Source organism: Variovorax sp. P1_H2, from assembly GCF_056405295.1.
Genome location: NZ_JBFUCJ010000153.1, coordinates 1 through 13,025 on the forward strand (window position 1 = coordinate 1; position 13,025 = coordinate 13,025).

11 protein-coding genes are annotated in these 13,025 nt (G+C 67.2%); 9 read left to right on the top strand and 2 right to left on the bottom strand.

The window, feature by feature from the left end; genetic code table 11:
* A partial coding sequence (locus tag AC1D2E_RS31955; protein ID WP_478201118.1) for an Hcp family type VI secretion system effector occupies positions 1-446 on the bottom strand: 446 nt, incomplete at its 3' end.
* A 221-nt stretch (positions 447-667) separates the two neighbouring features.
* Here AC1D2E_RS31955 and AC1D2E_RS31960 point away from each other — a divergent pair.
* Positions 668-973: a type II toxin-antitoxin system HicB family antitoxin gene (locus AC1D2E_RS31960; RefSeq protein WP_478201119.1), complete on the top strand. Its 306-nt coding sequence runs from the start codon at positions 668-670 to the stop codon at positions 971-973.
* Between the two features lie 51 nt (positions 974-1,024).
* Here AC1D2E_RS31960 and ffh read toward each other — a convergent pair whose 3' ends face one another.
* Positions 1,025-2,410, bottom strand: coding sequence for a signal recognition particle protein (ffh, locus tag AC1D2E_RS31965; protein ID WP_478201120.1), 1,386 nt, complete (start codon positions 2,408-2,410; stop codon positions 1,025-1,027).
* A gap of 80 nt (positions 2,411-2,490) precedes the next feature.
* On the opposite strand from ffh, the gene AC1D2E_RS31970 reads away from it, so the two are divergent.
* From AC1D2E_RS31970 to AC1D2E_RS32005, 8 genes are all read left to right on the top strand, one after another.
* Entirely contained in the window at positions 2,491-3,300 is an 810-nt protein-coding gene (locus AC1D2E_RS31970; RefSeq protein ID WP_478201121.1) for a cytochrome C assembly family protein, read from the top strand.
* Positions 3,297-3,533 (top strand): PP0621 family protein, encoded by a 237-nt coding sequence (locus AC1D2E_RS31975; RefSeq protein ID WP_478201122.1) that lies wholly within the window; start codon positions 3,297-3,299, stop codon positions 3,531-3,533. Before AC1D2E_RS31970 ends, AC1D2E_RS31975 begins: the two co-directional genes overlap by 4 nt.
* Positions 3,534-3,555: 22 nt before the next feature.
* Positions 3,556-5,244 carry a sensor histidine kinase gene (locus tag AC1D2E_RS31980; protein WP_478201123.1) on the top strand — a complete coding sequence of 563 codons (1,689 nt, stop codon included), beginning with the start codon at positions 3,556-3,558 and terminating at the stop codon, positions 5,242-5,244.
* Between the two features lie 4 nt (positions 5,245-5,248).
* On the top strand, positions 5,249-6,781 hold the full coding sequence (locus AC1D2E_RS31985; protein WP_478201124.1) for a sigma-54-dependent transcriptional regulator: 1,533 nt from the start codon (positions 5,249-5,251) through the stop codon (positions 6,779-6,781).
* Positions 6,774-7,454, top strand: coding sequence for a 1,6-anhydro-N-acetylmuramyl-L-alanine amidase AmpD (gene ampD / locus AC1D2E_RS31990; protein ID WP_478201125.1), 681 nt, complete (start codon positions 6,774-6,776; stop codon positions 7,452-7,454). Before AC1D2E_RS31985 ends, ampD begins: the two co-directional genes overlap by 8 nt.
* Before the next feature lie 342 nt (positions 7,455-7,796).
* Positions 7,797-10,712: a ribonucleoside-diphosphate reductase subunit alpha gene (locus tag AC1D2E_RS31995; RefSeq protein WP_478201126.1), complete on the top strand. Its 2,916-nt coding sequence runs from the start codon at positions 7,797-7,799 to the stop codon at positions 10,710-10,712.
* A gap of 149 nt (positions 10,713-10,861) precedes the next feature.
* The gene (locus AC1D2E_RS32000; RefSeq protein WP_478201127.1) at positions 10,862-12,088 is read left to right on the top strand and encodes a ribonucleotide-diphosphate reductase subunit beta; all 1,227 of its coding nucleotides are present in this window, start codon (positions 10,862-10,864) and stop codon (positions 12,086-12,088) included.
* A gap of 198 nt (positions 12,089-12,286) precedes the next feature.
* A complete protein-coding gene (locus tag AC1D2E_RS32005; protein ID WP_478173360.1) occupies positions 12,287-12,766 on the top strand; it encodes a histone H1-like DNA-binding protein in 480 nt (159 codons plus the stop codon).
* Positions 12,767-13,025: the final 259 nt, after the last annotated feature.

The window sequence follows — 13,025 nt, forward strand, 5'->3', positions numbered from 1 at the left end:
ACGACGGTGCCACCGGAGCCGCCCTGCTGGTTCTGAATCACGTATTCCTGCTTCACGCGGGCAAAGGCGAGGCTGATTGTTTCTCTCGCTCGCGACATGGTGGCTTGGAGCTTCGGGGCAACTCGGGTAACGATCACATCGCCCATCGTGATAGTGAGGTACTCCAGCGGGGAGCCCCCGGCCTTTCTGACCACGAGGGTGGCCGTGTCGATGTGCTTGCCCGTCAGGCAGTACTTGAGCAGGTTGGGGCTGGCCCGGTCCACGTAGTGGTCGAAGGTCAGGTCGCTGACGGTGGCCTTGCCGGCACCGCCGCCGCTGCCGGCATGCATGGTGGATTGCTGGGTGATTTCCCATTCCCAATCCAAGATTTCGATTTCGTCTTTATGGCTGGCGTCTTGCGCTTCACCGGTAATGCCGGTCAGTTTCAAAAAGATATCTTGCGACATGGATTTTTCCTCCCTGAAATATAGGCATGCGACATGCGCCTAATTTAGAAGGATCAAGCCTATCAATATCTGCGATCGCGCAGACGATCACGCGAAAAATTGAGATTATTCCCCCCCCCCCCCGCTGTCGCGGGTTTTCTTGGGTCTCGAATCGGTTCTCAGACCGACACCCGCAGCCCCGAGGCCTGTCCAGTGCGCCGACGAGGGAGGTAGCCCTCGCGATGGCGCAGGACGCGCTGGTCACCGCGCTGGATTTCTACTTCGAGGACCGGCGCGAGGTACCGGCCCCGCGCCCCGTCGCCAAAGGCAGGGACGCCATCGAGCAGCCGGTCAGCCTGAGCGCCAAGGTGCTGCTTCTCAACGAGATGGTGCGCCAGAAGGTGCGCCCTGCGGACCTTGCGCGCAAGCTCCACACCAGCGCCCAGGAGGTCAACCGGCTCACCGATCTTCGACACCGCACGCGCGTGGACAGCATCCAACAGGCGCTGGCGACGCTGGGCAAGCGGCTGGAAGTCAGCGTCGTCTGAGAGGGCGGCAGGCGCCGCCCACGACTCACAAGCGGATGGGCTCGGCCACGCTCAAAAGCGCGGCATCCCGCCGCCCCCGCCCATCGGGGGCATGCCCTTCATGCCGCCCATGCGCTTCATCATCTTCATGAGGCCGCCGCCCTTCATCTTCTTCATCATTCCCTGCATCTGCTCGAACTCGTTGAGCAGCCGGTTCACTTCCTGGACCTGGACACCGGCGCCGGCCGCGATGCGGCGCTTGCGCGTCGCTTTCAGCAGTTCGGGCTTGCGGCGCTCCAGCGGCGTCATGCTGTTGATGATCCCTTCCTTGCGCCGGATGTCGCGCTCGGCCCGCGTCATGTCGGCCTCGGTCGCCTTGGCCGCCATCTGCGCCGGCAGCTTGTCAAGGATGCTCGACAGTCCGCCCATCTGCTTCATCTGCTGCAGCTGGCCGAGGAAGTCGTTGAGGTCGAAGCCGGCGCCGCTCTTGACCTTGGCCGCCAGCTTCTGCGCCGCCGCCACGTCGACGCCGGCCGTGACCTGCTCGACCAGCGCCACGATGTCGCCCATGCCCAGGATGCGGCCCGCATGGCGCTCGGCGTCGAACACCTCGAGGCCGTCGATCTTCTCGCTGACGCCGGCGAACTTGATCGGCACGCCGGTGACCTGGCGCACCGACAGCGCGGCGCCGCCGCGCGAGTCGCCGTCGGTCTTGGTCAGGATGATGCCGGTCAGCGGCAGCGCCTCCTTGAAGGCGCGGGCGGTGTTGATCGCATCCTGGCCCTGCATGGCGTCGACCACGAACAGGGTCTCGACCGGATCGAGCGCCGCATGCAGCTGCTGGATTTCCTGCATCAGCACCTCGTCGATCGCGAGTCGGCCCGCGGTGTCGACCAGCAGCACGTCGAAGAAGTGGCGCTTGGCATGGTCGAGCGCGGCGCGGGCGATGTCGAGCGGCTTCTGGTCGGGCGTGCTCGGGAACCACTCGGCGCCGGCCTGCTTCGTCACCGTCTTGAGCTGCTCGATGGCGGCCGGCCGGTAGACGTCGCCCGACACAGTCAGGACCTTCTTCTTGCGCTTCTCGATCAGGTGCTTGGCCAGCTTGGCGGTGGTGGTGGTCTTGCCGGCGCCCTGCAGGCCGGCCATCAGGATCACGGCCGGCGGCTGCGCTGCCAGGTTGATGTCGGCCACGCCCTCGCCCATCGTGGCCGCCAGTTCGCGGTTGACGATGCCGACCAGCGCCTGGCCCGGCTTCAGCGAGCCCAGCACTTCCTGGCCGAGCGCCTTTTCCTTCACGCGGGCGACGAAGTCGCGCACCACGGGCAGGGCGACGTCGGCCTCGAGCAGGGCCATGCGCACCTCGCGCAGCATGTCCTGGACGTTGCTTTCGGTGATGCGGGCCTGGCCGCTGACCTGTTTGACGAGGCGGGTGAATTTTTCGGTGAGGGCGCTGGCCATGGTGCTTCCCGCTGGACGGGATCGGTATGAGAACGGGAGCGACGGCATTCCGCAGGAGGCGAGAAGCTAAACTCCGGCCGATGATTTTAGCGATCCCCTCCCCGCTCGGCGTGGCACTGGGCATCGCCACCGCTGCCGCCTATGGCGTCACCGCTGCCGCCGCCTCCAGCCTCAGCCGCTCCACGATCCCCTGGCTGCTCGGGCTGGCCTGGCTGCTGCACGCCCTGGCGCTGGCCGCCGGGCTGGTCGGCGGCACGCCGCGTTTCGGCTTCGCGCCGGCGATCTCGGTCACGGCGTGGCTGGTGCTGACCGTCTACGCGATCGAAAGCAGTCTCTATCCGCAGCTCAAGGTGCGCCGCACGCTGGCGGTGCTGGGCGCCGCCGCGGTCCTGCTGGCGGTACTGTTCCCCGGCACGCCGCTGCATGTCTCGGCCTCGCCGTGGCTGCCGCTGCACCTCGCGCTCGGGATCGCTTCGTACGGCCTGTTCGGCGCCGCGGTGGTCCATGCCTGGCTCATGACGCGGGCCGAGAAGCAGATCCGGCTTGCCGCCGAGCCGCAGGGCGGCGTGCCGCTGCTGACCATGGAACGCCTCACCTTCCGATTCGTGACCGCGGGCTTCGTGCTGCTGTCGGCCACGCTGCTGGCCGGCCTGCTGTTCAGCGAGACGCTGTACGGCGGCGCGGTGCGCGGCTGGAAGTGGGACCACAAGACCGTCTTCTCGGTGCTGGCCTGGCTCACCTTCGCGATCCTCCTGACCGGCCGCGCCCGCTTCGGCTGGCGCGGCCGCACCGCACGGCGCGTGCTCTACGCCGGCTCGGCGCTGCTGCTGCTGGCCTACGTGGGTTCGCGCTTCGTACTCGAAGTCGTGCTGTCGCGCCCCATCTCATGAAATACTTGCTCGTCTTCGCGGTCGTCTTCATCGCGATCTGGCTCTGGCGCAAGAACCGGCGCGAGGAGATGCGGTCGCGCCCGCCGCCGCAGAAGCCCCCGGCTGTCGGCGCGCCGCAAGCCATGGTGCGCTGCGCGCACTGCGGGCTCCACCTGCCGGCCGCCGACGCCATCGCCGGCCCCGACGGCGCCGTGTACTGCAGCACGGCGCACCGCGAAGCCGACGGGAAATGAAACAGGCCCCGGAGCGTCCGGCATGACCGCGTTCCTGCGTGCCCATGGCGAACCCGCGACCGACTGGAGTTCGCTCGAACAGTTCAGCGGCCAGAGTACCGCGCTGAAGCGCCTGTGGCGCGGCTTCGTCGCCGCGCGCTGCTTCGTGGCGGCGGTGCTGCTGCTGCTGCAGGGCCTCGCGCTGATGCTCGGACAGTCGGCGCAGCCGGCGACGATCGCGCTGTGCGCCGCCTATCTGGTGGCCACCCTGCTGACCGCGCGCTATTCGCCGATGCAGCAGATCCGCAGCCTGGGCCGCACCTGGTTCGCGACCATCGGCGTCGACCTCGTCGTCTTCGCGGCGCTGCAGGTGCTGCAGGTCGGGGGCATCAACTACTCGCCACTGTTCGCGCTGCCGGTGCTGATGGGTGCCGTGCTGGGCATCGGCACGGTCGGCCTCGGCACCACCGCGGCCGCGACGCTGCTGCTGCTCGGCCATGCCACCTGGTACTGGCTGGAGCAGCCGGCCGACACCTCGCCGCGCTTCGTGCAGGCGGCGCTGACCGGCACCGGCCTGTTCGTGGTCGCCTTGATCGCCCACGAGATGGCGCGCCGGCTCACGCGCGAGGAGGCGCTGGCCCAGCGCAACCGCAGCGCCGCACAGATGCATGCGCTGGTCAACGACCTGGTGATCGAGACGCTCAGCGAAGGCGTGCTGGTGGTCGATGCGCAGGGCCAGGTGCACGCCGCCAATCCCGCCGCCGACGCCATCCTGGGCCAGGGCCTGGCCCGGATCGAGCTGCCCTTCACGCTGAATGCCTATCCGGCCTGGGCCTCGCTGGCCGCGCTGGCACGCCAGACCTTCGCGCGCCGCACCCCGCAGTCGAAGGAGATCCCGCTCGCCCAGGCCCAGGGCGCGGCGCGCGAAGTGCGCGTGCGCACACGGCTGACCCGCTCGCCCGACCCGGGCTCCGACAGCCTCTGCGTGATGTTCCTGCAGGATCTGCGCGAACTCGAGGCCCGCATCCGCACCGAGAAGCTGGCCGCCATGGGCCGGATGTCGGCCGCGGTGGCGCACGAGATCCGCAACCCGCTGGCCGCCATCACCCAGGCCAGCGCGCTGCTGGCCGAGGACCTGGTCGATCCGGCGCATCGCCAGTTGACGACCATGGTGCAGCAGAACGCGCAGCGCCTGGCGCGCATCGTCGACGACGTGCTCGACGTCGCGCGGGCCCGGCAGCAGCGCGTGCTGCCGCTCGGCGAACAGCTGGCGCTCGATGCCACCGTGCGCACGCTGGCCGAGGAATGGGTGCTGCATTCGCAGCGCCAGGGCGTCTTGCTGGCGCTCGACGCCCCCGGCAGCGACGTGCGCTTCGACGTCGAGCACCTGCGCCGCATCCTCGTGAACCTGCTCGACAACGCGGCCCGCTACGCGGGCGATCGCGATGGCTCGATCCAGGTCACGACCCGGCTCAACGCCGCCGGCCGGGCCACGCTGCAGATCTGGAGCGACGGCGCGCCGCTCGAACCGGCGGTGCAGCGGCACTTGTTCGAGCCCTTCTTCTCCTCCGAAAGCCGCTCGAGCGGACTGGGCCTTTTCCTGTGCCGGGAACTGTGCGAGCGGCACGACGCCACCATCGGCTACGAGCGCCGCGCGTTGTCGGAGTCCGGCCCCGAAGGCAACGCGTTCTACGTTTCGTTTGCCGCGGCCGAGACCCGGCTGACACAATAGCCGCGTGAGCACACCCCACCCGTCCGCATCGCGCCCCGCCCAGATCCTGGTCGTCGACGACGAGCCCGATCTGCGCACGCTCTACGAACTCACGCTGTTGCGCGAGGGCTATCGGGTCGAGGCCGCCGGCAGCGTCGCCGAGGCCTCGCAGCACCTGGACGCCGGCCGTTTCGATGCCGTGATCACCGACATGCGCCTGCCCGACGGGCTCGGCATGCAGATCCTGCAGCGCATCCAGCAGGACCAGCGCAGCGAGCGCTGCGTCGTGATGACCGCCTACGGCTCGGCCGAGAACGCGGTCGAGGCCCTCAAGGCCGGCGCCTTCGACTACCTGACCAAGCCGGTCGACCTGAAGCAGTTCCGGACCGTGGTGGCATCCGCGGTGCAGGCCACCGCGCAGTTGGGCAGCACCAGCGTCGCGCGGCCGGTCGACGATCGGGCCGAGGACGGCGCCAGGATCGCCAGCCCGATCGGCAGCGGCGGCGAGGCCGCGCTCGAGCGACTGGTCGGCGACTCGGAACCGATGCGCATCGTCAAGGCGCGCATCGCCAAGGTGGCGCGCGGCATGGCCCCGGTGCTGGTGCGCGGCGAATCCGGCACCGGCAAGGAACTGGTCGCCCGCGCCGTGCACGCCTGCAGCCAGCGCAGTGACGGCCCCTTCGTCGCGGTCAATTGCGGCGCCATTCCCGAGAACCTGCTCGAAGCCGAGTTCTTCGGCGCCCGCAAGGGCTCCTACACCGGCTCCTCGCAAGATCGCGACGGCTATTTCCAGGCCGCGCGCGGCGGCACGCTGTTCCTCGACGAAATCGGCGATCTGCCGCTGGCGATGCAATCCAAGCTGTTGCGCGCGATCCAGGAACGCAGCGTGCGCCCGATCGGCTCGACCCAGGAGGACGCGGTCGACGTCCGCATCGTCAGCGCGACCCACAAGGACCTCCAGGCGGAGGTGCAGGCGAGCCGGTTCCGGCAAGACCTGTTCTACCGCCTCAACGTGATCGAGATCGCGGTGCCGGCGCTGCGCGAGCGCCGCGGCGACCTGCCGGCGTTGTGCGAGGCCTTGCTGGCGCGCATCGCGCACGACGCCGGCATGCCGGTGCCGACGCTGTCGACCGAGGTGCTGCAGCGGCTGTCCGAGCATCCGCTCCATGGCAACGTGCGCGAGCTCGAGAACCTGCTGCACCGCGCCGTGGCCTTGAGCGACGGCGACAGGCTGCACCTCGACTTCGCCGGCAGCACGACGCTGGCGGCCGAAGCGCCGCTGTCGGAACCCGCGCCACCGGCCTACCTGGCGGCGTCCGCCTCGGTCACGGCCGCGCCGTCGAAGGCCGCGCCGGAAGTTCCCAGTGACCTGCAGGGCTACCTCGACCAGCAAGAGCGCGAGATCCTGATCCGGGCGCTGCAGGAGACCGGCTTCAACCGAACCGCCGCGGCGGCCCGGCTCGGCCTGAGCCTGCGCCAGATCCGCTACCGGATCGCACGCCTGGGCATCGCGACCCCGAACGGCGACGACCCCCATGGCTTCGGCGCCGATGAATGAGCCCCCACGCTCCCCCACTGCGTGTGGGTCGCTGCCCCCCAAGGGGGCCGCAGGCCGCCTTGGGGCGGCCCGGCGCCGGCCCGAGCCCGAAGCCTCCGCCGGTCTCTGGAAGAACGGCTGGTATCGCTTCGCGCGGACCTTGCGCTCGCCCAACTTCGGGCCGCGCCCTGCCACGGCCCAGATCGACCTGATCGTGCTGCATTCGATCAGCCTGCCGCCCGGCCAGTACGGCGGCGACGAGGTCCAGCAACTGTTCACGAACCGCCTCGACTGGGATGCGCACCCCTATTTCGGCAGCATCCGCGACCTCGAGGTGTCGGCGCATTTCTATGTGCGGCGCAATGGCGAGCTGTGGCAGTTCGTCAGCTGCGACGACCGTGCCTGGCATGCCGGTGCGTCCTGCTGGCGTGGCCGCGCCAATTGCAACGACGATTCGATCGGCATCGAGCTCGAGGGCATCGAGGGCGGGCCATTCGAACGCGCGCAGTACGAAACCCTGGCCAGCCTGTGTCCCGCGATCGCGCAGCGCCATGCGATCCGCTACATCGCCGGCCATCAGCACATCGCGCCGGGCCGCAAGGAGGACCCCGGCGCCGGCTTCGACTGGCACCTGCTGCAGGCGCAGTTGGGCTGGGATCCCGCCATGTTCCCCGCGGGCGCGATCGACCGCTAGTTTTTTTTTATCGGCCGGCGTGACGCGATGCGTCGCTGCGCAGACGCGGCTGCGGCGCCCCCGCCACTGCCCAGGTGCAGCAACCATGCGCTTTCCAGGCCCAAATGCAGCGGAAACGCCCGCCAGCCGCGGGCTGCGCTAGCGTCGTTCAACGGCCACGGGGCAGAAGCGCGATCCGGCACCGCCCAGGCTCGTTCCACAAATGTGTATATTTGTAGAAAACACTACATCTAGTGGGTTGTAGCCCCGCGAGACCCTAGATATAGTGTGCCCTGCCCGGCGCTCGACGCCTAAAACCATGGCCGCACTGGCACCGCCGCCCCAACAAGAATCGAGGATCGCATGCAAACTGCMCTGAACACCCCCTCCGCCCCCCGCGCTGTTTCCTCGACGTCGCAGCAGCGCGACGTCGCCGGCTCGCCCGCCGGCAATGCGCTGGCCCACTACCAGATCATCCGCCGCAACGGCGCGGTGGTGCCCTTCGAGCCGAACAAGATCGCGATCGCGATGATGAAGGCCTTCCTTGCGGTGCACGGCACCCAGGGCGCGGCCTCCGCCAGCGTGCGCGAGACGGTCGACAGCCTGACCCAGGCCGTGGTCCGCGCGATGGTGCGCTCGCGTCCGGGCGGCGGCACCTTCCACATCGAGGACGTGCAGGACCAGGTCGAACTCGGCCTGATGCGCGGCGGCCACCACGAGATCGCCCGCGCCTACGTGCTCTACCGCGAGCGCCGCAGCCAGGAGCGCCTCAAGCAGGGCGAGCAGGACGCCCCGATCGCGGTCTCCACGCTGCACGTGCTGGACCGCGGCGAGCGCGTCGCGCTCGACCTCAACGACCTCAAGGACCTGATCGAATCGGCCTGCGTCGGCCTCGGCGACAGCATCACGGCCAGCCCGATCGTGGCCGAGACGATGCGCAACCTGTACGACGGCGTGCCGCTCGACGAGGTCTACAAGGCCTCGATCCTCGCGGCCCGCACGCTGATCGAGAAAGACCCCGACTACACCTTCGCCACCGCCCGCCTGCTGCTGCACACGATCTTCAAGGAAGTGATCGGCCGCGAAGTGCCGCTGGCCGAACGGGCCCAGGCCTACGCCGACTACTTCCCGCACTTCATCAAGAAGGGCGTCGACAACGAACTGCTCGACGAGAAGCTGCTGCAGTTCGACCTGGCCCGCCTGGGCGCCGCGCTCAAGCCCGAGCGCGACCTGCAGTTCGACTACCTCGGCCTGCAGACCCTCTACGACCGCTACTTCCTGCACGTGCGCAAGTCGCGCATCGAACTGCCGCAGGCCTTCTTCATGCGCGTCGCGATGGGCCTGTCGCTGGGCGAGATCGACCGCGAAGCCCGCGCCATCGAGTTCTACGAGGTGATGTCCTCCTTCGACTTCATGTCGAGCACGCCGACCCTGTTCAACAGCGGCACCCTGCGCTCGCAGCTGTCGAGCTGCTACCTGACGACCGTGCCCGACGACCTCGACGGCATCTACGAGTCGATCAAGGAAAACGCGCTGCTGTCGAAGTTCGCCGGCGGCCTGGGCAACGACTGGACCCGCGTGCGCGCGCTCGGCAGCCACATCAAGGGCACCAACGGCGAATCGCAGGGCGTCGTGCCCTTCCTCAAGGTGGTCAACGACACCGCGGTGGCGGTCAACCAGGGCGGCAAGCGCAAGGGCGCGGTCTGCACCTACCTCGAGACCTGGCACCTCGACATCGAGGAATTCCTCGAGCTGCGCAAGAACACCGGCGACGACCGCCGCCGCACGCACGACATGAACACGGCCAACTGGATCCCCGACCTGTTCATGCGCCGCGTGATGGAAAAGGGCAGCTGGACCCTGTTCTCGCCGTCCAACGTGCCCGACCTGCACGACAAGTTCGGCCTCGACTTCGAGACCGCCTACGTCGCCTACGAAGAGAAGGCCGCGCGCGGCGAGATCACGCCGAGCCGCACGCTGCAGGCGTCGGACCTCTGGCGCAAGATGCTCACGATGCTGTTCGAGACCGGCCATCCCTGGATCACCTTCAAGGACGCCTGCAACGTGCGCTCGCCGCAGCAGCACGCCGGCGTGGTCCATTCGTCGAACCTCTGCACCGAGATCACGCTGAACACCAGCGACACCGAAACCGCGGTCTGCAACCTCGGCTCGGTCAACCTGCTGCAGCATTTGAAGGACGGCAAGGTCGACCAGGCCAAGCTCCAGCGCACCATCGCGACCGCGATGCGGATGCTCGACAACGTGATCGACATCAACTACTACGCGGTCAAGAAGGCGCGCGACTCCAACCTGCGCCACCGCCCGGTCGGCCTCGGCCTGATGGGATTCCAGGACGCGCTGTACGAACTGCGCATCCCCTACGCCTCGCAGGAAGCCGTGCAGTTCGCCGACGAGTCGATGGAAGCGATCTGCTACCACGCCTACTGGGCCTCGACCGAGCTGGCGCGCGAACGCGGCAAGTACTCGAGCTACAAGGGCTCGCTGTGGGACAAGGGCGTGCTGCCGCCCGACACCCTCGACCTGCTCGAGAAGGCCCGCGGCGGCTACGTCGAGGTCGATCGCTCGGCCACCCTCGACTGGGACGCGCTGCGCCAGAAGATCAAGGCCGACGGCATGCGCAACTCGAACTGCGTCGCCATCGCACCGACCGCCACGATCTCGAACATCATCGGCGTCGACGCCTCGATCGAACCCTGCTTCGGCAACCTGTCGGTCAAGTCGAACCTGTCGGGCGAGTTCACCGTCATCAACCACTACCTGGTGCGCGACCTCAAGCGCCTGGGCCTGTGGGACGACGTGATGGTGATGGACCTGAAGCACTTCGACGGCTCGCTGCGCCCGATCGACCGCGTGCCGCAGGACGTGAAGGCGCTCTACGCCACCGCGTTCGAAGTCGAGACCACCTGGCTGGTGGAGGCCGCGGCACGCCGCCAGAAGTGGATCGATCAGGCGCAATCGCTCAACATCTACATGGCCGGCGCATCGGGCAAGAAGCTCGACGACACCTACAAGCTCGCATGGCTGCGCGGCCTCAAGACCACCTACTACCTGCGCACGCAGAGCGCGACGCACGCCGAGAAATCGACCGTGCAATCGGGCCGCCTCAACGCGGTGTCGTCGGGAAGCGGCGATGCGTCGTCGGGCATGAGCGCACTTGAAGCTGCAGCGCTCGCAGCGCAAGCGCAACTCAGCGCGATGCCCGCCACCGACATCGCGTTCTGCGGCGTCGACGATCCGACCTGCGAAGCCTGCCAGTGATGTCGGCCTGAAGTTGTGGTGGTTCGCGGCATCGACCGACAAATTGCGATGCATGCGAACAACATAACGACCACATAATTGAAGCGCGACGTGAGGAGCTCTTTGCAACTCACATCGTTGCTCACATAATTTGAGCATTGGATTTTTCTATGTTGACCTGGGACGAAGAAGTCAAGCCCTCCTTGCCAAAGGATCTGCAGCAAGGACTGCGGCACCCATCGAACAGCGGCGCGCCAGTCGCCCGCTCGTCGGAGTTCCCGACTTCGCAAATTGCCCCTCAAGCGCCCCTCGCCGCACGCACGCTCGATGACGGTGCGGCGGTGCGTCCGGCACCGGCCACGCAAGCTGCACCCGCGACGCATCGCGTCAAGGCCGCCGACAAGCGCATCATCAACGGCCAGACCGACGTCAACCAGCTGGTGCCGTTCAAGTACAAGTGGGCCTGGGAAAAGTACCTCGCCACCTGCGCCAACCACTGGATGCCGCAGGAAGTGAACATGACGCGCGACATCGCGCTCTGGAAAGACCCGAACGGCCTGACCGAAGACGAGCGCCGCATCGTCAAGCGCAACCTCGGCTTTTTCGTCACCGCCGACTCGCTGGCCGCCAACAACATCGTGCTGGGCACCTACCGCCACATCACGGCGCCCGAATGCCGCCAGTTCCTGCTGCGCCAGGCCTTCGAGGAAGCGATCCACACGCACGCCTACCAGTACATCGTCGAGTCGCTCGGCCTGGACGAGAGCGAGATCTTCAACGCCTACAACGAAGTGGCCTCGATCCGCGAGAAGGACCAGTTCCTGATCCCGTTCATCGACGCCATCAGCGACCCGAACTTCAAGACCGGCACGCACGAGACCGACCAGACCCTGCTCAAGTCGCTGATCGTCTTCGCCTGCCTGATGGAAGGCCTGTTCTTCTACGTCGGCTTCACGCAGATCCTCGCGCTGGGCCGGCAGAACAAGATGACCGGCGCCGCCGAGCAGTACCAGTACATCCTGCGCGACGAGTCGATGCACTGCAACTTCGGCATCGACCTGATCAACCAGCTCAAGCTCGAGAACCCGCAGCTCTGGACGGCAGAGTTCAAGGCCGAGATCAAGGYCCTCTTCATGAAGGCCGTCGAGCTCGAGTACAAGTACGCCGAAGACACCATGCCGCGTGGCGTGCTCGGCATGAACGCCTCCATGTTCAAGGGCTACCTGCGCTACATCGCCAATCGGCGCGCGCAGCAGATCGGCCTCGAAACGCTCTTCCCGAACGAAGAAAACCCGTTTCCCTGGATGAGCGAAATGATCGACCTGAAGAAGGAACGCAACTTCTTCGAAACCCGCGTGATCGAGTACCAGTCGGGCGGAGCGCTCTCCTGGGATTGAAACTTTCCGACAAGAACAAAGTGCATTCAGAAATAGCCTTCAGCGACACACCGCACCGGAGAGTGCGGCACCGCTGAGGGCGCAGGTGTTCATGGTGCTGGGATCCGTTCCAACGCCATGAATCGCTTCACGCTGACCAACATGCGTGGAGTGCTTCAAAAGGTTGAATTTTTTCAACTTGATCAAGGAGAAATAGAAATGGCAACTGCAAAGAAAGCGCCGGCTAAGAAAGCCGCTGCAAAGAAGGCCCCGGCAAAGAAGGTCGCTGCCAAGAAGGTAGTGGCGAAGAAGGCCCCGGCAAAGAAGGTCGCTGCCAAGAAGGCCCCGGCGAAGAAGGTTGCGGCCAAGAAGGTCGCCGCCAAGAAGGCGCCGGCAAAGAAGGCCCCCGCCAAGAAGGTAGTGGCCAAGAAGGCTCCGGCGAAGAAGGCGCCTGCCAAGAAGGCAGCAGCCAAGAAGGCCCCGGCGAAGAAGGCCGCAGCGAAGAAGGCGCCGGCCAAGAAGGCGCCGGCGAAAAAGGCTGCGGCGAAGAAGCCCGCTGCCAAGAAAGCAGCGAAGAAGCCCGCTGCCAAGAAGGCTGCGAAAGCGCCCGCCAAGGCTGCCGTAGCGCCTGCTCCTGCTGCGCAAACGACGTTGAACCCGCAGGCTGCCTGGCCGTTCCCGACGGCCAGCAAGCCCTGAGTCTTTCAGCGGCCTTGAAGGCACACAGGCCCGGCATCGCAAGATGCCGGGCTTTTTTCATGGCGCGTCACATGAAACCGGCAGGCGCCCACTCCAGGGATACCGCGGAACTGGCTTTGCCAGGCCGCGGGTATCGCCCCCTTGAGGGGGAGCGCCGCAGGCGCTTCGGGGGTGGGGGATACCGCGGAACTGGCTTTGCCAGGCCGCGGGTATCGCCCCCTTGAGGGGCTGAGGTCCGCGGCTCCAAGCCTGCCTGCGC

Bases quoted from the DNA above. Each gene is read 5' to 3' on its own strand.
- AC1D2E_RS31960 (WP_478201119.1), top strand. From the start codon at position 668: ATGGCGCAGGACGCGCTGGTCACCGCGCTGGATTTCTACTTCGAGGAC.
- ffh (WP_478201120.1), bottom strand. From the start codon at position 2,410: ATGGCCAGCGCCCTCACCGAAAAATTCACCCGCCTCGTCAAACAGGTC.
- AC1D2E_RS31970 (WP_478201121.1), top strand. From the start codon at position 2,491: ATGATTTTAGCGATCCCCTCCCCGCTCGGCGTGGCACTGGGCATCGCC.
- AC1D2E_RS31975 (WP_478201122.1), top strand. From the start codon at position 3,297: ATGAAATACTTGCTCGTCTTCGCGGTCGTCTTCATCGCGATCTGGCTC.
- AC1D2E_RS31980 (WP_478201123.1), top strand. From the start codon at position 3,556: ATGACCGCGTTCCTGCGTGCCCATGGCGAACCCGCGACCGACTGGAGT.
- ampD (WP_478201125.1), top strand. From the start codon at position 6,774: ATGAATGAGCCCCCACGCTCCCCCACTGCGTGTGGGTCGCTGCCCCCC.
- AC1D2E_RS32005 (WP_478173360.1), top strand. From the start codon at position 12,287: ATGGCAACTGCAAAGAAAGCGCCGGCTAAGAAAGCCGCTGCAAAGAAG.